The following is a 20601-nucleotide window of genomic DNA, read 5'->3' as shown; positions in this document are numbered from 1 at the left end:
AGATCCGAGTGTCAGGGAGCATCCACTGTCGGTCGAAGCTGCGGTAGGCATACGGCTGCGGAGGAACAGGAGCGCCCTCGGCTTCGACTAACGGAACGAGGGCATCGTCTTCCAGCCCGAACGGACTACCAGCCTTCTGGACCGTGCGCGCAGTTGTCTCCTTCATCAAGGGGCCGGGGTTGTTGCTCGCCGTCAGCCTGGCCCACCGGCGGTCCAACGTTTCGCGCTCAGAGGCAATAGGCCACTTCCGTTTGAACTGCACGCCGTTCTCTTGCCACGGAAACAGGTCCGTCACGGCCGGGAAGCCTAGGTAGGCTTCCGAGCGGGCGGGTAGGAACGGCGCGGCCCAGTCGGTCGGGCAGTCGCTCCACTCGACGCCGTCGAAGCCCTCCAGCGACTCGAACGTTTCGACGCGGGCGAGCTGGTCCAGCTTCTCGTCCTCGTCGTCCGAGAGCCGGGCGTAGCGGACGCGGGCGGCCTCGTCGTCGGCCGTTCGCCGATCGTGACCGTCTCGGTACCGCACGCCGGTTGCGATGCACACCGGGGTCTGGATGGCAAACACGTTGTCGGACTTGCGCGCGCCCAGGTTGTCCCCGCCGAGGTCGATGATCCACAGGTCGTCGAACGCCTCGCGCATGGCGTGACGCATCCCCTTGAATCCCGGCCCCTTGAGGTAGCTGCTGGCGGTGATGAACGAGACGATCCCGCCCTCGGACGCCGACTGTGGCCCGACGGTCTTCCAGAGCGCCCAGCGCCAGAAGTAGACGTAGTCGTTGTAGAGGTTCTTCGCGTGGACGCCGTCGCCCGTCGCCGCCAGCGGGTCGAGGAAGTCGCGGAGGATGGGGCGGGACCGCTGCTCGGCCGTGCCCTGCCCAGCCTGGGTTACGACATGGCCGTGCCGTACCCAGCCACCCTTGCGGCGCGTGATGGTCTGTCCGGCCTCGGCCTGTTCGCGGTCATAGGGCGGGTTGCCGATGCAGAGCAGGACGGGGGCGTCGCGCTTGACCAGAAGCGCCCGCTTATGCTCCTCGGCCAGCGCGCGCGTCGAGAACGAAGCCGTCTGGACGCGGGGTTCAGCCTCAGGGTCGTCCAGCGTATCGGTGAGGTAGAGGTGAGCGCCGTCAGTGGGGAGGGCGCCGCCCGCTCCCGCGATCTGCTGTGTCAGGCGGAGGTGAGCCACCGCATACGGCCCCACCAGGATCTCGAAGGCATGGACTCCGGCGGCGGCGCGCGTCGCCGCTGCGGCGAGCGGGCGTCCTGCGTCTCGGACCCGGTCGAGCGCGTGCCGGACGGCTGCCAGGACGTATGTGCCGGTCCCACAGGCCGGGTCCAACGTCACCACGCCCTCGGACGCCACGCCGAACGGCTGGTCAAAGCCCTCGTCGAGAAGCTGGGCCGTCAGTCGTACTTGGGCCTGGACTACCTGCCAGGGCGTGTAGTAGACGCCCCGGTTGTTCCTCAGCTTCGGGTCGTACTCAGCGAGGAAGTCCTCATAGAAGTAGAGCCAGGGGTCGGCGGCGTGGGCGGGGCCGTCGTCGTGAAGGTCGCGGGTGCGGGCGAAGAAGCCCGGGTCCACGCCCGCCACGATCCGTTCGAGTAGGTCCACCGTCGAGCCCAGCACTCCGCGTGCGCGGGGATCACCGAGGGTACGCAGCGTCTCGGCCAGGAGGTTGTGGCCCGGCTTAAGCGCCGCTACAGCGTCGTCGGTCGAGAGGTCATCGGCGCCGGAGAGCCGGGCCAGTAGGAGCGCGTACGTGAGCGTCTGTGCGTAGGCATCGGCAAACTCGGCGTCCGTGGCGCCCGCCATGAACACGCGACGCCAGTCCTCCGCCAGCGCTGTCAGTGGTGACTCGGGATCGGACAGGGCCTCGGCCACGTCGTCTCGGAGCAGTTTGCACACGGGAGCGAGGATGTGCGCGAGCCCACGAGGCGTACGCGGCACCTGAGGCTGCCAGTCGAAGAACCGCCCGAACAGCTCGCTTGCCTTGCGCGCGTCGTCGTCGCTCACGGCCGTGCCGCCGTCGCCCACGTCTTGCGCCAGTCGGACGACCGGCCCCACGCGCTCGCCGTGCTGGAACAGCGCGAACTCCAGCCCGTCGGTGTAGACCACGTTGGGGAGGTTGCTGAACTTGGTCCACTGCGCCTTATTCCGCCCCTTGAAGCGAGGCGCGTTGGCCCCCGTGCCCGGCTTCTTTAGCTCGACGTTGCCGACGGTGAGGCCGTCTACGTAGACCGCCAGGTCAGGCCGCCCGATACCCTGGACAGCGCTCTCGAACTTGGACCGAACCGCGCCAAGTCCAAGCGCCGCACCCAGTCCGTCGATGAGTGTTTTGACGTGGGGTTTGAGTTGGTCTTCCTCCCAAGAGGTATCGTCGAGAAGCGGCTCGTACTCATCGCGCACGGCGTCTGCGAACGCGCGGAAGTGGGGGGCTAGGTCTGCGGTCACGTGAGGTCAGGCGTAGGCGAGGCCAGAGGATAACCGTGCCCGCTGATCGGCAGCCGATTGACGCTCACGAGACCACACATTCGAGGCTCCAGGCAAAGCAAACCTTGGAGCAGCGGAGAGGATTGGCAAGTTATGTTTTCGTCCGGACGAAAACCCCCGACGGCCCAGACCGACCGCCGCAGTGCGGGTCGGGCTTGGGCCGCTTTCGCGCTGCCGTCTACGGCCGGCTCAAGGGGAGCGAGGCGACCGCTAAAGGATCTCCGGGAGCGGACGAAACAGAGTAGAGCGACCCTCGTTATACTAGCACGCCTGCCGTGATAGTCGCCCCTCCCGATGATCCAGTCGTTCGCCGACGCCGAAACCGAAGCTCTCTTCAACGGCGCGAGCACGAAGAAGACGCGCCGACGGCTCCCCGGAGAACTCCACGCGGTGGCGTTCCGCAAGCTCGACATGCTCAACGCCGCGCACGAAGTCGCTGACCTCCGCGTCCCGCCCGGCAACATGCTGGAAGCGCTCAAGGGCGACCGGGCCGGCCAGCACTCCATCCGCATTAATCAGCAGTACCGCGTCTGTTTCGTCTGGACAGACGCCGGCCCCGAGGAGGTCGAAGTCACGGACTACCACTGAGGGAAGAACCTCAGACGGTGACGGCCGCACCGACGGCCCAAAGCCACTCACCAGCCATACAAGGAAATGTCCCGTATCCCCACGCACCGCCCGCCGACCCCGCCGGGCGAGATCCTGCTCCACGAGTTCATCGAGCCGATGGGTCTCTCTCAGTCCAAGGTCGCCGACTCCATCGGCGTTTCGTTCCAGCGCTTGAACGGCGTCGTCAACGGGCGCCGCGACCTCACCACGTCCACGGCCCTCCGGCTCGCCCGCTACTTCGGGACCACCCCGGAGTTCTGGATCAACCTCCAGCGGAGCGTCGACCTCTACGAGGCCATGCAGGAGGAAGGGAAAGAGATCGCGTCCATCGAGCCCCTCACCGCAGCGGCTTGACCCGGTGTTGAGTGGAAGGAGAGGGGCTGACCTTTCACCCTACCGTTACCCCGGTTCGTCAAATCGGCCTCTGGGCACACTTAAAGGCTGATTAGCACAGGTGTGTTGTGCCACAGTCTCGGGCACCCTCCGAAACCCCCTTTTCTCTGCGGAAAAGGGGGTTTCTGCGTTCGCGTCGACCCGGCGCCCCCTGGGCCGTAGGGCGGGGCGGTCGCAAGAGGGCGCGCGCTAACCGCCCCGCCCGCGCGGTGGGGCGGGGGGGCTAGCGGACGCCCGGCGGCGCCGGCTCCTCCACGCCGCCGTTCGCGACGACGACCGGGGCGCCGGGGGCGGGCGGGGCGGTCAGCCGCTTTTCGGCGTCGGGCACCGTGAACAGCTCGGCCGGGTCTTCGACCGGGTCCGGCTCCAGGAGCACGTCGAGCGCTTCGGTAATCCGCTTGACGTAGTGGACCTCCAGGCCCTCGACGGCCTCGTCCTTGATCTCCTCCACGTCCTTCCTGTTCTTCTCCGGCAGGACCACGCACGAGAGCCCAGCGCGGCGCGCGGCGAGCACCTTCTCCTTGATCCCGCCGACCGGCAGCACGAGCCCGCGCAGCGTGATCTCGCCCGTCATCGCGAGGTCGTGGCGCACGCAGCGGCGCGTGTAGATCGACGCCAGCGCCGCCGTCATCGCCACGCCCGCGCTCGGGCCGTCCTTGGGGATGGCGCCGGCCGGGACGTGGACGTGGAGGTCCCAGTAGCGGAACGCGTCGGCCGGGATGCCCAACTCGTCGGCGTGCGCCCTCACCCACGACGAGGCTGCCTGCGCGCTCTCGCGCATCACGTCGCCCAGCTTGCCCGTCAGCGTCATCCGGCCCGAGCCGCGGCTCACCGACGCCTCCACGAACAGGATGTCGCCGCCGACCGGCGTCCACGCCAGGCCCGTCGCCACGCCCGGGACCTCGGTCCGCTCGGCGGCGTCGTTGAAGTGCTTCCGCGCGCCGAGGAAGCCCGGCACGTCGTCGGCCGCCACGTCGCCCCGCTCGGCGTCGCCGACCGCGACCGTCTTGGCCACGCCGCGCACGACCGACCCGATCGTCCGCTCCAGCTGCCGGACCCCGCTCTCGCGCGTGTAGCCCTCGATGAGCAGCAGCAGCGCGTCTTCGGTGATCGTGAACTGGTCCTCGCGCAGCCCGTTCTGCTCCAGCTGCCGCGGCACGAGGTAGCGCCGGGCGATCGCCAGCTTCTCGGACGGCGTGTAGCCGTTGATCTCGATGATCTCCATCCGGTCCCGGAGCGGGGCGGGGATGGAGTCGAGGTAGTTGGCCGTCGCGATAAAGAGGACGCGGCTGAGGTCGTAGTCCAGCTCGAGGTAGTGGTCGTTGAACGTGTCGTTCTGCTCCGGGTCCAGGACCTCGAGGAGCGCCGACGACGGGTCGCCGCGGAAGTCGGTCCCCAGCTTGTCGACCTCGTCGAGCATGAACACGGGGTTCGAGGTGCCGGCCTTGCGGAGCCCCTGGACGATGCGGCCCGGGAGCGCGCCGATGTAGGTCCGGCGGTGGCCGCGGATCTCGGCCTCGTCGCGGACGCCGCCGAGCGAGATCCGGTGGAACTCGCGGCCCAGCGCCCGCGCAATCGACTTGCCCAAGGACGTCTTGCCCACGCCGGGCGGCCCGTAGAAGGCGAGGATCGGGGCCTTCATGTCGCCCTTCAGCTTGAGGACGGCGAGGTACTCCAGGATGCGCTTTTTGACGTCGTCCAGGCCGTAGTGGTCTTCGTCCAGGACCTTCTCGGCGCGCGCGAGGTCGAGCGTGTCCTCGGACGTGTGGTCCCACGGGAGGTCGAGGATGGTCTCGGCGTAGTTGCGGACGACGCCGTACTCGGGGCTCGCCGGGTTCGTCCGCGCCAGCTTCGTGAGCTCCTTCTCCAGCGTCTCGACGACGTCGTCGGGGAGGTCGGGGAGCCGCTCGTCCATCTTGTCGCGGAGCTCGTCGGCCTCGCGGCTCGACCCCTCGGCTTCGCCCAACTCGTCCTGGATGGCCTTGAGCTGCTGGCGTAGGAAGAACTCCCGCTGCTGCTGGTCGACGTCCGTCTTGACCTTGGACCGGATCTCTTCCGAGATCTCTAGCACGCGAATCTCCTGCTCCAGGTGGTCGAGCACGAGCTGCGAGCGGTCGAGGAGCGGGCGCGTTTCGAGCAGCTCCTGCTTTTTGGCCACGTCGATCTGGAGGTTCGACGCGATAAAGTGGACGAGGAAGCCGGGGCTCTCGATGTTCTGGATCGCGTAGGCGGCCTCGGACGGGAGGTTCGGCGACAGGTTGACGATCTGGACCGCGAGCTCCTTCACCGACCGGATACGGGCGTCGAGCTCGGCCGGATCGTCCCCGTCCGTCTCGGGCTCCTCGACGGCGCGCACGCGGGCTTCGAGGTACGGGTCGAGCTGGGTGTACTCCTCGACCTCGATCCGCCGCTGGCCCTGGATCACGATCGACACCGACCCGTCCGGCATCTTGATAAGCTTGAGGATGGTCGCCGCCGTCCCCATGCGGTAGAGGTCGTCCGGCCCCGGGTTCTCGACCTCGGCCCGCTTCTGGGCCACGACGCCGACGAGCCGCTCGCCGGCGTAGGCGTCCTTGACCAGCTTCAGCGTCGCGTCGCGGCCGACGGTGATGGGGAGGACGACGCCCGGGTAGAGGACCGTGTTGCGGAGCGTGAGGACGGGGAGCGTCTCCGGGAGATCGGCCTCGTGCATCTGGCGCTCCTCGTCGGGCGTCAGGAGCGGGATGGACTGCTCGGGGTCGCCGGCGAGGCGGTACGGGCGGGGCGGGGTCATGCGGTGTGAGCCGTGGGGGCGGGGGGGAGGGCGGCGGAGCCCGATCTGTAAACTCGCGTGCGCCCGATGGTGTCCCGCCCCGCCCGGTTTCTCCTGCCCCGCCTCTCAGGAGGCCCCGGAGCAGGGTGCCACGGCGGAGGCGCCGCGGCTCGGTGGCGTTGCCCGGCGGCGTCGCATGCAACGCCGCGACGGTGGCCGCCCCGCCCCCGGCGTGGGGCGGGGTGGTGCATCTTGCGCCCGCGGCCCACCGACCGCCCCGCCCTCCACCCCACCCATGCGCGCGCTCCGACCGTCCGACCTGCTCGTCCCCGTCCTCTGGGGCGGGCTCGGCGCGCTGCTCGCCGGGCTCGCGGTCGGGCGGGGCGGGGCGGGCGCCGCGTGGGGCGTCGGCGTCGGGCTCGCCGCGTGGGCGGCGGTCGTCGCGTGGACGCTCCGGCGCCCGCTCCGCCGGCTCCGCCTGGCCCGGCGGCCGTTCCCCCCCGACGACCGCGCGTGGCTCGACGCGCACGTGGCGGTCTACGCCGCGCTCGACCGTACGGCCCGCGCGCGCTTCGAGCGCGACGTGACGTGGCTCACCGACGGGCTCACGTTCGAGGGCGCGGGCGGGGTGGTCCCCGACGACCGGCTCCGCCTCATGGTGGCGGCCGGCGCCGCCGTCCTCCTCCACGGGCACCCGGACTGGGAGATCCCGACCGAGCGGACCGTGCTCCTGGTGCCCGACACGTTCGACGAGGCGTACGGCGACGAGGAGCCGGGCCTCTACGACGGGATGGTCCACTCGCAGGGGCCGATCGTGCTCTCGGTGCGGGCCGTCGAGGACGGCTGGGCGCGGCGCGACGGCTACAACGTGGTGCTCCACGAGCTGGCCCACGTGTTCGACTTCGAGGGCTGGGAGGCCGACGGCGCGCCGTCGTTCCTCGACCCGCGCTCGGCCGACGCTTGGCGCGACCTCGTCCGCCGCGAGATGCGCCGGGCCGAGCGCGGCGACGGCGTCCTCCGCTCGTACGCGGCGACGGCGCCGGCCGAGCTGTTCGCGGTCGCGACGGAGCAGTTTTTCGAGCGCCCGGCGCGGCTCCGCAACCGGCACCCCGAGCTGTTCGACGCGCTCGTCGCCTTCTACAACGCCACCCCGCCCGACGAGGACGCGCCGGACGCGGACGGCAGCCTCATGGCGCGGCGGTGGCGGTAAGCGCGCGCGGCGCGCGGGAACTGGGAACGAGGAACTGGGAAATGGGCAGAGCGCCGCCCCGCCCGCTCAGCCTTGGCGATACCGCCCCGCCCCGCCGCTCGGGCGGGGTGGCCGGGCGTTCCGCGGCCTTGGCGCCGCGTGCGACGCCAGGTTCAAGTCGGGCGGGGTGGGAGACTGCGGGGACCACCGCCCCGCCCCAGCCCGCCATTCACGCCGCCGCGCATGGGGGCGGGGCGGCCAGCCAGCGCGCGCCACCCCGCCCCTCTGCCCGTTCCTCTTTCCTCGTTCCCAGTTCCTAGCGAGTGCAGCGAGCTCCCTACCCCCGGTGCGCCTTGCGGATGGCGGCGTCGAGGGCGTCGAGCTGGAACGGCTTTTTCACGACCGCCGCCACGTCCTCGCTGTCGGCGGCCGCGTCGGTGTCGCCGGTGAGGAGGAGGACCGGGAGGCCCTCGTACCGCTCGCGGATGACCGAGGCCAGCTCGCGCCCGCTCATCTCGGGCATCGAGAGGTCCGTGACCACGACGTCGAACGGCGGCTCCGCCGCGAGCACGTCGAGCGCGGCCGGGCCGCCGTCGGCGTCCTCGACCTCGTGGCCCCGCATCCGCAGCAGCTTCGTCGTCACGGTCCGCACCATGGGCTCGTCGTCGACGACGAGCAGGCGGAGGCCGGCGCCGTCCTCGGCCGGGGCCACCCTGCGCGGCGTGACGGGGGCGGGGTGGTTCGTCGCGAACGGAAACACAAGGCGGAAGACCGTGCCGCGCCCGGGCGCGCTCTCGACATCGATCCGCCCGCTGTGCTCCTGGACGATCCCCTGGCTCATCGTGAGGCCCATGCCCGACCCGGCCGAGCCCTTCGTGGTGTAGAGCGGCTCGAAGATGCGCTTGCGGACGTTCTCGGTCATGCCCACGCCCGTGTCGCCGACCGTGACCTCGGCCGCGCGCGTGTCGCGGCGCCGGGTCGTGAGCGTGAGCGTGCCCCCGGCCGGCATGGCCTGGACCGCGTTGAGGACGAGGTTCACGAGCACCTCGCGGAGCTCGGTCGGCGTGCCCAGGATGGGCGGGACCGGGCGGAGGTCGCGGCGGACCTCGATGGCGATCCCCCGCCGCCGCGGCTCGTTGTACCAGTACGGCCGGGTCAGCGTGAGGACCTCCTCGGCGATCTCGTGGAGCGCGATGGGCTCGGCCCGCTCGTCCTTCTCGTTGCGGATGTACTGCTGGATCTTGCGGACGAGCGCGGCCCCGTCCTTGGCCGCCCGCTCCAGCATCTTCAGGTGGGCCACCGGCTCCACCCCGCTCTCCAGCCGCGCGAGGTCGCTCCGCAGGAGCTCGGCGTGGCCGAGGACGGTCGTGAGCAGGTTGTTGAAGTCGTGGGCGACGCCCATCGCCATGCGCCCGAGCATCTCCATCCGCCGCCGCCGCGTCTGCTCGGCGGCCCACGACGCCGGCTCCCGGAGGACCTCGCCGGTCAGCGACACCGGGTAGCGGCCGGGCTCGATGTCGGGGAGCCGGACGGGCAGGAAGTGGAGGAGGACGGGGACGGGGATGTCGGAGCCCGGCGCGTCGAGCAGGAACACCTGGTGCGAGACGGGCAGCCCGCGCGCGGCGTCGGCCGTGTACTCCTGCGCGAACCGGGCGTCCTCGGGCGGCAGCCGCCCCCAGAGCTCGTCGTCGCCGAAGACCTCGCGCCACGGCTCGTTGCAGTCGAGGAGCTCGCCGGCCGCCGTGCTCACGGCCGAGAGCAGGTCGCTGGCGACGAAGGGGAAGGTGGTGGTTTCCATGCGCTCAAATTACGCCGCCCCGCCCCGCCCCCGGGGATGTCAGGCCATCCCCAGGGGTCGCGTCGGGGCGGGGTGGACCGGCCCGCACGACCGCCCCGCCGTGCGGCGAGGGCGGGGCGGCCGCCGTGCCCCGTCTAGCTCCCGGTGCCGGCCTTCTCGTACGCCTCGATAATGTCTTTGACCAGCTTGTGGCGGACGACGTCCTCCTTCGAGAAGTCGACGAACGCGATGCCGTCGACGCCCTCCAGGATGGACCGGGCCTGGACGAGCCCGGACTGCGCGCGGGCGGGGAGGTCGGTCTGCGTCGCGTCGCCGGTGACGATGGCGCGGCTGCCGGCGCCGAGCCGCGTGAGGAACATCTTCATCTGGCCCCCGGTCGCGTTCTGGGCCTCGTCGAGGATGACGAACGACGTGTTGAGCGTCCGGCCGCGCATGTAGGCCAGCGGCACGATCTCGACGATGTTGCGCTCGAGGTACGACCGGAGCTTCTCCGAATCGATCATGTCCTCGAGCGCGTCGTAGAGCGGGCGGAGGTACGGGTCGACCTTGTCGCGGAACCCGCCGGGCAGGAACCCCAGGCTCTCCCCGGCTTCGACGGCCGGCCGCGTGAGCACGATCTTCTTGACCTGCCGGCTCTTGAGCGCGCTGACGGCGAGGGCGACCGCCGTGTACGTCTTGCCCGTCCCGGCCGGGCCGACGGCGAACGCGATGTCCGACTGCCGGGCGCTCTCGACGAGCCGGGCCTGCCCGGGCGTCTTGGCCTTGATGGTCCCGCCCTGCGGCGTGAACAGGATGGCGTCCTGGCCGCCCCGCCGCTGGAGGCCGGTGCCCACGCGGGCGAGGTCGAGGATCGTGTCGACGTCGTTCTCGGTCAGGTTGCCGTTCCGGTTCAGGATGACCACGAGCTCGCCGATGACGCGCTCGATCTGGTCGACCTGGTCGGACGGCCCCTTCAGCTTGAGGCGGTCGCCGCGGGCGACGAGGCGTGTGTCGGCGAAGGCCGCCTCGATGCGGCGGAGGTAGACGTCGTTGAACCCGAACAGCAGGAGCGGCTCGGCGCCGCTGATCTCAATCGTGCGTTCGACGGACTCGGGGGACTCGGCCAAGCGTGCGGGGGCGGGGTGGGCTCGGGCAACGCGCGCGGCGCGGCGCGGTTCGGGCGGGGCGGGAGGGCGGGCACCGGCGGTCGGGGATCGGCGTAGGCCGCCGCATGAGCACCCCGCCCCGCCCCGCCCTCGTCGTCCCGTTCACGAAGATGGACGGGGCCGGAAACGACTTCGTCGTCGTCGACAACCGCTTCCTCCGGTTTTCAGAGGACGAGCTGGCCGCGCTCGCCCGGCGCGTCTGCCCGCGCCGCGGCGGCGTCGGCGCCGACGGGCTCCTGGCGCTGGAGGAGCCGGACGCCGAGGGCGCCCACTTCCGCATGCGCTACCGGAACGCCGACGGGTCGCTCGCGACCATGTGCGGGAACGGCGCCCGCTGCCTCGCCCGGTTCGCCGCCCGCGCCGGCCTGGGCGAGCCGGCCGGCGACGAGGGCGGGGCGGCGGCCGAGGACGAGGGCGGGGCGGTCGCGCTCGTGTTCGACACCGACGGCGGCCGCGTCCGCGCCGTCGTGCCCGCCCCGCGCCTCGCCTCGGGCGAGGTGACGATCACGCTCCCCCCGCCCCGCGACTTCGGCCCGACCGGGCTCCGCGACGGGCCGACGCCGAAGTCCAGCCGCGTCTACCGGGTCTGGACGGGGACCGAGCACGCCGTCGTGTTCGTCGGCGACCTCGACCGCGAGGACGTCGCGGCGACCGGCGGGCGGCTCCGGTGGGACCACGCGTTCCGCCCGGCCGGCACCAACGTCGACTTCGTGCAGGTCACGGGCGCCGACCGCCTCGCTGCGCGGACGTTCGAGAAGGGCGTCGAGGGCGAGACGCTCGCGTGCGGGACGGGCGCGCTCGCCGCCGCCGTCGTCGCGGCCCTTACCGACCAGCTCGACCGCCCCGCCCCCGACGGCACGGGCGGGGCGGGGCGGTACCGTGTCGCCGTCGACATGCCGGGCGGGACGCTCACGGTCGCGTTCCGCCTGGACGGCGGCGAGGTCTCGGACCTCACGCTGTCGGGGCCGGCCGACACGGCGTACGAGGGCACGCTGGAGTGGCGGGGCGGGGCGGTCAGCGACGGTCCGGGCGGGGCGGTGTGACGCGGCGGTCGGGCGGGGCGGCTTCTGTCGTACCGCATCCGTCTCTCACGCCGCCCCGCCCGGGTCCGCCGCCATGTGACTCGCCCTCGTCCTCGGTTTGCTCGTCGCCGCCGCTCCGGTCGGCGCCCAGGTCTCGTCTCCCGGCTGCCCCGGCCCGGGGCCGTCCGTCGCCGGCGAGACCACGCGGGCGCTCCAGGAGCGCCACCGCGGGCTCCTCTCGCGGCTCTACTCGATCGGCGGCGTCGCCGTCGGCCCCGAGGTGGGGGCGGGGGGGGTGCTCCAGGCGGCCACGTTCGAGGGCGGCTACCAGTTCGACAGCGGCGACGCGCTCGCCTTCGTCGGCTCGGCCGGCGTGCCGGCCTTCCGCGACCCCGTCGCGGGCACGTTCGACGCGGGCGGGGCCACGACGAGCGTCGGCCTCCAATACGTCGCCGGGCTCGGCCGATTCGTGCCGGCGTCGGCCCTCGCGCGCCGGTCCGAGCTCGGCGTCGGCCTCGCCGCGTCGGCGGTCGGGGAGAGCGGGGGCGTGGTCGCCCAGGTCGCCCCGCGCGTCGTCGTCCCCCTGGCGTCGTTCCTGAGCCTCCCGCTCGGCGTCCAGATTAGCCAGCCGCTCGGCGGCTACGAGGGCGCGCGCACGTTCGTGGGGCTGAGCGTCGGGCTCCGCACGCAGTACGTGCCCCCGAGCCGGCGCGTCCTTGACTGCGACCGCACGGGGCTGCCGCGGCGGTAGCGCGGGCGGGGCCGCTACGCCTCTACCTCCTCGCCCGCGCCCGGCCGCTTCGGCGTGCCCAGCGCGCCGGCGAGGACCGTGATGGCGACGGCCATCGAGAGCACGAGGACCCAGGGCAGCGCCGGCCGCACGGCGCCGGGCAGGCGGAGGCCGGCGAGCACGTCGAGGAGCACGAGCGCGAGGGCGACCGCGAAGACCGCCCCGCTCCAGGTCAGCGCGCGGCGGAGGGCGGGGGGGAGCGGCGGCGGCGCGGCCATCGGCGGGGGGAGAAACGCGGGGCGGGGCGGCAGTACCGCGCGCCGGGGGGACGGCGTTCCCCGTGGGGCGGGGAATGGGGCGCGCGGCGTCCCGTGCCGCCCCGCCCAACGCGAGGCACCCGTAGGGACACGACTCGTCGTGTCCGGGGCGGGCGGGGTGGTCACGGTCAGCATGCCGCTGTCCCGAGGCGGCGGCAGTTCCCCTCCTGGACACCGCGCAGCGTCGGCGCAGCCAGGAGGGGCTAGGGGTGGTGGACGACGCGGGCGGGGCGGTCCTGGATGTCGCCGCCCCGCCCATAGCGCGGGCGGGGTGGCCTGCCTGCAATGCGGACACCACGCGTGGTGTCCCTACGAAACCCGCCCCGCCCGCGTGTCCGCCCCGCCCACGGGCGACCGCCGGTCGCCCCTACGGCACCGCCCCGCCCTCGCGCTCTGCGGGCGGGGTGGCACATCCCGCTGCCCGCGTCTCACCCCGTCCTCACCGGAGCGCGCCGCCCCGCCCCGTAGCTTCCCCCGCGCTCCGGCCGCTCGGGCTGGCCCTGATCTACCGACCTACCGACCCACTGGCTATGTGGTCCGACTCCCTCCTCGACACGATCGGCAACACGCCGCTCGTCCGGTTCCAGACGCTCGGGGCCGACCTGCCCTGCACGCTGCTCGCCAAGGTCGAGTTTTTTAACCCGGGCGGGTCCGTCAAGGACCGGATCGCGGTCGCCATGATCGAGGACGCCGAGGCCAAGGGGCTCCTCCGGCCCGGCGGCACGATCGTCGAGGGCACGAGCGGCAACACGGGCGCGGGCCTCGCGATCGCCGGGATCGCCAAGGGCTACCGCTGCATCTTCACGACGACCGACAAGCAGAGCCCCGAGAAGGTCGACGTGCTCCGCGCGCTCGGCGCCGAGGTCGTCGTGTGCCCCACGAACGTGGCGCCCGACGACCCCCGCTCGTACTACTCGGTCGCCGAACGGCTCTCCAACGAGATCCCCGGCGCGTTCTACCCCAACCAGTACGACCACCCCGCCAACGCCGAGGCCCACTACCGGACGACCGGGCCGGAGCTGTGGGACCAGACCGACGGCCGCATCACGCACTTCGTCTGCGGAGCTGGCACGGGCGGCACGATCTCGGGCACGACGCGCTTCCTCAAGGAAAAGAACCCCGACTTGAAGACGGTCGGCGTCGACCCGTACGGGAGCGTCTACCACGCCTACTTCCACACGGGCGAGTTCAAGGAGTCCGAGATCTACCCGTACGCGACCGAGGGCGTCGGCGAGGACATCCTGGCGGGCAACATGGACTTCGAGATCGTCGACGACTACGTCCAGGTCGACGACGGTACCTCGATGCGGATGACGCGGCGGCTCGCCCGCGAGGAAGGGATGTTCGTCGGGCAGTCGTGCGGGATGGCCGTCGCCGGCGCGCTCGACTGGCTGGACGCCCACCGCGACGAACTGACCGAGGACGACATCGTCGTCGTGCTCCTCCCCGACAGCGGGTTCCGCTACCTCTCCAAAACGTACAACGACGAGTGGATGCGGCGGAACGGGTTCCTCCAGGAGCCCGCCGCCCTCACGCTCGACGGCGTGCTCGCGGCCCGCAAGCGGCTGGACCCCGTCATCGCCGTCGCGCCGACCGCCCCGCTCTCCGAGGCGATTGGCGTGATGACGGAGTACGGGATCAGCCAGGTCCCGGTCATCGAGGGCGGGGCGGTCGTCGGGTCGCTCTCCGAGCGCGGCGTGCTCGACCGGCTCCTGTCCGACCCCGACGCCCGCGAGCACGCGGTCCGCGACGTGATGGGCGACCCGCTCCCGGTCGTCGACCGGACGGTCCCGCTCGACCGGCTGACGGCCACGCTCGACGGCGCGAGCGCGGTTCTCGTCGCCGACGACGCGCCCGCGGGCGCCGGCGCGCCGGCGTTCCACATCGTCACCCGGAGCGACCTCATCTCCGCGCTCGCCCAAGCGGGCCGCGGCTGAGAGACCGGAGGATGAGGAGGCGAGGGACGAACAGGCCGATCCCCCTCCCGCGTCTCTCCGCCCCGCCCTCTCTCCCTCATCCCTCCCCGCCATGGAACCCGACACGCCAAACCCCCCGTCGCTCTCGATCGAGCTGGCTGAGGAGGTCGCCGAGGGCATTTATTCGAACCTCGTGATGATCTCCCACAGCCCGGAGGAGTTCGTCCTCGACTTCATCCGCGTGATGCCGGGAGTCCCCAAGGCGCGCGTAAAGAGCCGCATCGTCGTCACGCCAGGCCACGCCAAGCGCCTGCTGGCGGCGCTCGCCGACAACGTCCAGCGCTACGAGGCCCAGTACGGCGAGGTCGCCGACGTCCACCCCGAGCCGCAGGTGCGGTTTACGCCCCCGAGCGGGGAGGCGTAGCCGAAAGGCCCCGCCCCGCCCCGCCGCTTTGGCGGCATCGGGGGCGGGGCGGTCTCATGCCGCGACCGCCCCGCCCGACCGCGCGGTCGGGGCGGGGCGCACCCCGAGCGCCGCGTTCAGCCGCCGCTCGGCCTCGGCCGCCGCGCCGGGGCGGCCCGCGTCGAGGGCGGGGCGGAGCGCGCGGACGGTCGCTACGAGCGGCCCGCGCCGCGCGCACACGCGCCAGAGCGGGGCGGTCAGCCACTCGCCCTCACGCCAGAGCGTCCGGTTGCGGGGCTCGACTGACAGCGCGACGAGGAGGACCGGCGCCCCGGCCTCGGCGGCGACCTCGAAAGCGCCGCGGCGGAGCGGGAGCACGCCCGGGCCGGGCGACGTCCGCCCCTCGGGCGCCAGCGCGACCGGGACCGGCGACGAGGCGACCGCCTCGCGGAGCGCCGCGCGTGCCCGCTCGCGGCTCTCGCCCCGCCCGCGGTCGAGGTAGAGCGTCCCCAGCGCCGTCGCCATCGGGCCGACGAGCGGGAGCCGGCGGACGCCGGCCGCGGCCAGGAACCGGAGCGGGCGGACGGCCAGCAGCGCGAGCGGGTCGAGAAACGAGGGGTGGCTGAAAAAGACGAACCCGCGATGCGCCTGGAGCGCCGCCCCGCCCTCGACGCGCAGCCGCACGCCCATCGCCCCCAGGAGCGCCCGCGCGACGCCGACGGCCGCCCACTCGCTCGGCGCCGCCCCGCCCGGCCGCCCCGGCAAGCAGGCGGCGGCGAGGACTGCGACGGCGCCGACGACGAGCACCGCACCCACGGCGGCGACGCGGAGCACGCCGAGCACGGCGGCCGCGACGCTCGGGCGGGGCGGGCACGGAGCGGGCGGGGCGGGGGAAAGGTCCATGCCCCCAAGGTCGGCCGCCCCGCCCGCGACTCCCTGGTGCGGGCGGACTATCCGGGGCGGGGCGGGGGGACTACCGGCCGCCCCGCCCGAACGTGGCTCCGGAGCGGGACGCGGGCGGGGTGGAGTATCGTGTGGCGGTGGCGAGAGCCCCGGCGTGCCGCGCCCCGCCCCGCAACGTCCTGCCGTCCGCACCGGAACCGCCGAGCCATGACCGCCCGCCGACTGCCGTCGCCCCTGTGGTTCGCCGCCCCGCTCCTTGCCGTCTACGCCGCGGCGTTCGTCGTCCTGGAGGTTCTGCCGAGGGCGGACGACGCCGGGGCCGTCGCGGCGGGGCTGACCGTCGACCTCGTCGTCCTCGTCCCGGCCCTCTACTACGCCGTCCTCGTGCGGGGGCGGGGCTGGCCCACCGTGACGGTCGCCCCGATGGCCCTCGTCAGCTACGGGGCGGCGTCGGCGCTCGTCCCGCCGGAGCACCACGCGCTCCTCAGTGCGCTCGGGTACGTGCTCCCCGCCGTCGAGCTCGCGCTCGTGGGGTACGTCGGCTACAAGGCGTGGGGCGTCATCCGCGCGAAGCGGGAGGTGGACGCGGCCGGAGGCGACGTCTACGACCGCCTCCGCGAGACGCTGCGGGACGCGTTCGACGTGCCGGCCGTCGCGGGCGCGCTCGCATACGAAGTCGCGCTCCTGCACTACGCCTTCGCGGTCCGGCCGGCCGAGCCCCCAGAGCACGGGGTCGCGTACCACCGCCGGGGCGGGTACGGCGCGGTCGTCGCCGCCGTGCTCATGGCCGCCGCGCTCGAACTCGTCGGCGTCCACTTCCTGTTGCGGTCGTGGAGTGAGACGGCAGCGCTCGTGCACCTCGCACTCTCGCTCTACGGCGTCGTTTGGATCGTCGGGGACTACCGGGCCATGCGGCGGCGCCCGCACGAGCTCCGCGCCGACGGGCTCCGCCTGCGGTGCGGGCTCCGTTGGGACGTCGAAGTGCCGTGGGGCGCCGTCTTGTCGGTTCGCAAGACGCGGCGGCCGGCGCCGGGCGACGACTACCTCAGCACAGTCCCCGTCGGCGACACCGGCTACCTCGTCGAGCTCCGCGCGCCGGTCCGCGCGACCGGCCCCTATGGAATCACGCGGGACGTCCGCCGCATCGGGCTCGTCGTGGACGAGCCGGCGGCGTTCGAGGAGCGCCTTCGGGAGTGCGGGGTGGACGTCGAAGCGTGATCGGGCGGGGCGGCGCCCCTGCAGCCCGCTCCACCGCCCCGCCCCCAGGCGTCGGCAGCAGAGCGCCCGCCCCGCCCGCGAGACCGCGGCCGCCGAGGGCGGGGTGGTGAGCGGCGCGACCGTGAGGTGGGCCGCCGCCCCGCCCTACCGGTTCGCCCGCACGAACAGCCACGCCGCGACGCCCGCGAACAGCACGTGCGGCGCCCACGCCGCCACGACCGGCGCGATCTCCTGCACGTATCCCAGCGGCTCGATCGTCTTCTGGAGCGAGAGGTAGAGGAACGCCACGCCCAGCCCCAGCGCCAGCTGCGCCGCCTGCCCGCCCCGCCGCCGCTGCGCCGCGAGCGGCACGCCGATGAGGACCAGGATGAGGTTGGCGAACGGGTACGACACCTTCGAGTAGTAGCCCACGAGCGGCCGCCCGCGCTCCGTGACGCCGGCCCGCTCCAGCGAGCGGACGTAGGCCCGCGCCTCCGGCAGCGTCAGGCGGTCCGCGTCGCGCTCGGCCTGCGCGAGGTCGCGCGGGAGCACGGTGAGCGCCGTGTCCAGCGTCGCGGCCGTGCGGAACCGCTCCGCCCCGCCCCGGAACTCGCGGAGCACCACGTCGCGGGCGTGCCACGTGCCCAGCGAGTCGTCGTAGGTCATCTCCGCCGCGTCGAACCGCGCGCCGACGCCGCCCTCGGCCGAATCGGCGACCGTGACCAGCGAGACGCCGAACGCGCGGCCCTGGTCGCGGTCGAAGTAGGTCGCCGTGAGGACCACGCCCGGGCTCGCCTGCCGGTACACCTCGGCCCCGCCCCGCCCCTCGGGCGCGTCGCGGTAGTACTCGTTCTGGAACGCGTGGACGATGGCCGTGGCCCGCGGCACGACCCACCCGTTAAAGGCCAGCATCACCGCCGTCACGGCCACGCCGACGACGACGAACGGGCGCATGTACCGCCCCAGCGACACGCCGGCCATGTGGAGCGCCGTCAGCTGCATCGACTGCGCCAGCCGCGCCGTCACGTAGATGGCGGCCAGAAACAGGGCCAGCGGGCTCGTCAGGCGGACGATCTCGGGGACGTAGTGGAGGTAGTACGTCCCGAACACCTGCCCCCACGTCGCCCCGCGGTCGATAAAGTCGTCGACGTACTCGGCCAGGTCGAGCACGACGAACGTGGCGACGAGGAGCGCGAGCAGGAGCGCCGTCGCGGCGACGAACCGCCGGAGCACGTGCCAGTCGAATCGGGTCATGCGGGCGGGGCGGGGGAGGAGGAGAGAGGAGGAAAAGAGGCGAGGAGAGGAAAAGAGGAGAGCCGCCTCTTCTCCTCTATGCCTCTCCTCTTCTTCTCTCGCCCCGCTCTCCTGGGGCGGGGCGGTCTGAAGATCGGGTGAGGGGGCGCCCGTAGCACCGTCTCCGCCCCGCCCGCGGGCCTCGTGCGGAACGGGCGGGGCTAGCTTGGCGTGCCCAGAGCCCGCCCACCCCCTCACCCGCCCCGCCCGATGAAAGTCCACGAGTACCAGGCCAAGGAGATCCTCGACCAGCACGGCGTCGCCGTCCAGCGCGGCATCGTCGCCGACACCGTCGAGGAGGCCGTCGCCGCCGCCGAGACCATGAAGAAGGACGGCGTCGACCAGTTCGTGGTCAAGGCGCAGATCCACGCCGGCGGGCGCGGCAAGGGCGGCGGCGTCAAGTTCTCCGAGTCCGTCGACGACGTGCGCGAGAACGCCGAGGCCATCCTCGGCATGACGCTCAAGACGCCGCAGACGGGGCCGGAGGGGCAACTCGTCAAGAAGATCCTCGTCACGGCCGCCGAGGACATCGCCCACGAGTACTACCTCGGCGTGACGCTCGACCGCGCGAAGGGCCAGGACGTCATCATGGCCTCGACCGAGGGCGGGGTGGAGATCGAGGAGGTGGCCGAGGCCACGCCCGACAAGATCGTCAAGGTCTGGGTCGACCCGGCCGTCGGGATCCGCCCGTATCAGGCCAACCAGGTCGCCTTCGCGCTGGGCTTCGAGGGCCAGGCGCTCAAGGACGCCCGCAAGTTCGTGACGGCGCTCTACAAGGCCTACCGCGCCTCGGACGCGACGATCGCCGAGATCAACCCGCTCGTCAAGACCGACGACGGCCGCGTAGTCGCGCTCGACGCCAAGATCGACCTGGACGACAACGCCCTCTTCCGCCACCCCGACCTCGCCGACATGCGCGACGAGGCCGAGGAGGACCCGCTCGAGGTCGAGGCCGGCAAGCACAACCTGAACTACGTCAAGCTCGACGGCAACGTGGGCTGCATGGTCAACGGCGCCGGGCTGGCGATGGGGACGATGGACCTCATCAAGCTCGCGGGCGGCGAGCCGGCCAACTTCCTCGACGTCGGCGGCACGGCCAACGCCGAGACGGTCGAGGCCGGGTTCCGCATCATCCTCTCGGACCCGAACGTGAAGGCCATCCTGGTCAACATCTTCGGCGGCATCGTCCGGGGCGACCGCGTCGCGCGCGGCGTCGTCGAGGCGGCCCGAAACATCGACCTCACGGTCCCGCTCATCGTCCGTCTCCAGGGCACGAATGCCGAGGAGGGCATGCAAATCCTCAAGGAGAGCGGCCTGCCGATCGAGAGCGCGATCCGCCTCCAGGAGGCCGCCGACAAGGTGACGGCCGCCTTGGAGGGATGAGTGAGGGACAGAGGGATGGAGGGATGGGCAGAGGCTCCTCGTCCTCCCATCCCACATCCCCCACCCCGCCCGCGGTCCAGGTCGACGATGTCGTCAAGCGCTACGGCGACGTCGTGGCGGTCGGCGGCGTCTCGCTCGACGTGGCGCCGGGCTCGTTCGTGTCGCTGCTCGGGCCGTCGGGGTGCGGGAAGACGACGCTGCTCCGGCTCGTCGGCGGGTTCGAGACGCCCGACGCCGGCGCCGTCCGCATGAGCGGGGCGGACGTCACGCGGCGCCCGCCGCAGGCCCGGCCGACGGCCATGGTGTTCCAGTCGTACGCCCTCTTCCCGACCATGACGGTCGGCGAGAACGTGGCGTACGGGCTCCGCGTGACGGGCACCAAAAAGGCCGAGGCCCGCGAGCGGGCGGGGCGGGCGTTGAGGCGGGTCGACCTGGGCGGGCTGGACGACCGGCCCGTCGCGGCGCTCTCGGGCGGTCAGCAGCAGCGGGTGGCGCTCGCGCGCGCGATCGCCGTCGAGCCCGAAGTCCTCCTATTCGATGAGCCGCTCTCGAACCTCGACGCCGCTCTCCGCGAGGCCACGCGCGCCGAGGTCAAGGCGCTCCAATCCGACCTGGGCACGACGAGCCTGTGGGTCACGCACGACCAGGCCGAGGCGCTCGCCTTGAGCGACCGCGTCGCGCTCATGCGGGCGGGGCGCGTCGTGGGCGAGGGCGCGCCCGAAGACCTCTACGCCGCGCCGCCGACGGCCTACGCCGCCCGCTTCCTCGGCCGCGCGAACGTCGTCCGCGGCGCGCTCGCCGAGCGGCTGGCCGGGCAGCCCGCCCCGCCCGGGCACGCGCTCGCCGTGCGCCCCGAGGGATTGGCCGTCGCCGCGGGCGGGGCGGAGGGCGCCGTGCCCGCGCGGCTCGTCGCGCGCCAGTTCCTGGGCCACGCGTCGGAGTGGGAGGTCGAGGTGGACGCGGGCGACGCGCCCGTGCGCCTCCGCCTGTGGACCGACCCCGGGCGGGCCGTCCCCGCCGACCTCGCCGTCCGCGCCGCGTCTCCGCGCTGGGTGCCGGACGACGA

General features: G+C 72.9%; 17 protein-coding genes. 10 read left to right on the top strand and 7 right to left on the bottom strand.

What is annotated here, in order from left to right; genetic code table 11:
* A partial coding sequence (locus RM540_RS14845; RefSeq protein ID WP_311665520.1) for a type ISP restriction/modification enzyme occupies window positions 1-2446 on the bottom strand: 2446 nt, incomplete at its 3' end.
* Window positions 2447-2779: 333 nt separating this feature from the next.
* Here RM540_RS14845 and RM540_RS14840 point away from each other — a divergent pair.
* Both RM540_RS14840 and RM540_RS14835 read left to right on the top strand, forming a co-directional pair.
* Window positions 2780-3073 carry a type II toxin-antitoxin system RelE/ParE family toxin gene (locus RM540_RS14840; protein WP_311665518.1) on the top strand — a complete coding sequence of 98 codons (294 nt, stop codon included), beginning with the start codon at window positions 2780-2782 and terminating at the stop codon, window positions 3071-3073.
* A 66-nt stretch (window positions 3074-3139) separates the two neighbouring features.
* Complete coding sequence (locus RM540_RS14835; protein WP_311665516.1) at window positions 3140-3448, top strand: HigA family addiction module antitoxin; 309 nt, start codon at window positions 3140-3142, stop codon at window positions 3446-3448.
* Window positions 3449-3710: 262 nt separating this feature from the next.
* On the opposite strand, the gene lon is transcribed toward RM540_RS14835, so the two are convergent.
* The gene (lon, locus tag RM540_RS14830) at window positions 3711-6260 is read right to left on the bottom strand and encodes an endopeptidase La (protein WP_311665514.1); all 2550 of its coding nucleotides are present in this window, start codon (window positions 6258-6260) and stop codon (window positions 3711-3713) included.
* A gap of 274 nt (window positions 6261-6534) precedes the next feature.
* Between lon and RM540_RS14825 the strand changes: the two genes are divergently transcribed.
* Window positions 6535-7449: a M90 family metallopeptidase gene (locus RM540_RS14825; RefSeq protein WP_311665512.1), complete on the top strand. Its 915-nt coding sequence runs from the start codon at window positions 6535-6537 to the stop codon at window positions 7447-7449.
* A gap of 316 nt (window positions 7450-7765) precedes the next feature.
* On the opposite strand, the gene RM540_RS14820 is transcribed toward RM540_RS14825, so the two are convergent.
* Together RM540_RS14820 and RM540_RS14815 are read right to left on the bottom strand one after the other, a co-directional pair.
* On the bottom strand, window positions 7766-9226 hold the full coding sequence (locus RM540_RS14820; RefSeq protein WP_311665510.1) for a hybrid sensor histidine kinase/response regulator: 1461 nt from the start codon (window positions 9224-9226) through the stop codon (window positions 7766-7768).
* Between the two features lie 134 nt (window positions 9227-9360).
* Window positions 9361-10332: a PhoH family protein gene (locus tag RM540_RS14815; protein WP_311665508.1), complete on the bottom strand. Its 972-nt coding sequence runs from the start codon at window positions 10330-10332 to the stop codon at window positions 9361-9363.
* Window positions 10333-10436: 104 nt separating this feature from the next.
* Here RM540_RS14815 and dapF point away from each other — a divergent pair, with 104 nt between their 5' ends.
* On the top strand, window positions 10437-11414 hold the full coding sequence (dapF, locus tag RM540_RS14810) for a diaminopimelate epimerase (RefSeq protein WP_311665506.1): 978 nt from the start codon (window positions 10437-10439) through the stop codon (window positions 11412-11414).
* 97 nt (window positions 11415-11511) lie between these two features.
* Window positions 11512-12144: a hypothetical protein gene (locus RM540_RS14805; RefSeq protein WP_311665504.1), complete on the top strand. Its 633-nt coding sequence runs from the start codon at window positions 11512-11514 to the stop codon at window positions 12142-12144.
* A gap of 14 nt (window positions 12145-12158) precedes the next feature.
* Here the strand turns inward: RM540_RS14805 and RM540_RS14800 are convergent, their stop codons facing one another.
* Window positions 12159-12401, bottom strand: a complete 243-nt coding sequence (locus tag RM540_RS14800; protein ID WP_311665502.1) for a hypothetical protein — start codon at window positions 12399-12401, stop codon at window positions 12159-12161.
* A gap of 569 nt (window positions 12402-12970) precedes the next feature.
* Here RM540_RS14800 and RM540_RS14795 point away from each other — a divergent pair.
* A complete protein-coding gene (locus RM540_RS14795) occupies window positions 12971-14377 on the top strand; it encodes a cystathionine beta-synthase (protein WP_311665500.1) in 1407 nt (468 codons plus the stop codon).
* Window positions 14378-14468: 91 nt separating this feature from the next.
* Window positions 14469-14780 (top strand): DUF3467 domain-containing protein, encoded by a 312-nt coding sequence (locus RM540_RS14790; RefSeq protein ID WP_311665498.1) that lies wholly within the window; start codon window positions 14469-14471, stop codon window positions 14778-14780.
* Window positions 14781-14834: 54 nt separating this feature from the next.
* On the opposite strand, the gene RM540_RS14785 is transcribed toward RM540_RS14790, so the two are convergent.
* Window positions 14835-15662, bottom strand: a complete 828-nt coding sequence (locus tag RM540_RS14785) for a lysophospholipid acyltransferase family protein (RefSeq protein ID WP_311665496.1) — start codon at window positions 15660-15662, stop codon at window positions 14835-14837.
* 207 nt (window positions 15663-15869) lie between these two features.
* Between RM540_RS14785 and RM540_RS14780 the strand changes: the two genes are divergently transcribed.
* On the top strand, window positions 15870-16880 hold the full coding sequence (locus tag RM540_RS14780; protein WP_311665494.1) for a hypothetical protein: 1011 nt from the start codon (window positions 15870-15872) through the stop codon (window positions 16878-16880).
* Between the two features lie 144 nt (window positions 16881-17024).
* Here the strand turns inward: RM540_RS14780 and RM540_RS14775 are convergent, their stop codons facing one another.
* The gene (locus RM540_RS14775) at window positions 17025-18113 is read right to left on the bottom strand and encodes an LptF/LptG family permease (protein ID WP_311665492.1); all 1089 of its coding nucleotides are present in this window, start codon (window positions 18111-18113) and stop codon (window positions 17025-17027) included.
* Window positions 18114-18362: 249 nt separating this feature from the next.
* Between RM540_RS14775 and sucC the strand changes: the two genes are divergently transcribed.
* Both sucC and RM540_RS14765 read left to right on the top strand, forming a co-directional pair.
* Window positions 18363-19535 carry an ADP-forming succinate--CoA ligase subunit beta gene (gene sucC / locus RM540_RS14770; RefSeq protein WP_311665490.1) on the top strand — a complete coding sequence of 391 codons (1173 nt, stop codon included), beginning with the start codon at window positions 18363-18365 and terminating at the stop codon, window positions 19533-19535.
* Window positions 19532-20601 (top strand): ABC transporter ATP-binding protein (locus RM540_RS14765; RefSeq protein WP_311665488.1); only part of this gene is annotated, 1070 nt, incomplete at its 3' end. The genes sucC and RM540_RS14765, both read left to right, overlap by 4 nt.

The sequence above is a fragment of the Rubrivirga litoralis genome (genome assembly GCF_031846415.1).
GTDB lineage: Bacteria > Bacteroidota > Rhodothermia > Rhodothermales > Rubricoccaceae > Rubrivirga > Rubrivirga litoralis.
The sequence above is the reverse complement of the archived record's forward strand: the minus strand, read 5'-3'. Positions and strand labels throughout refer to the sequence as shown.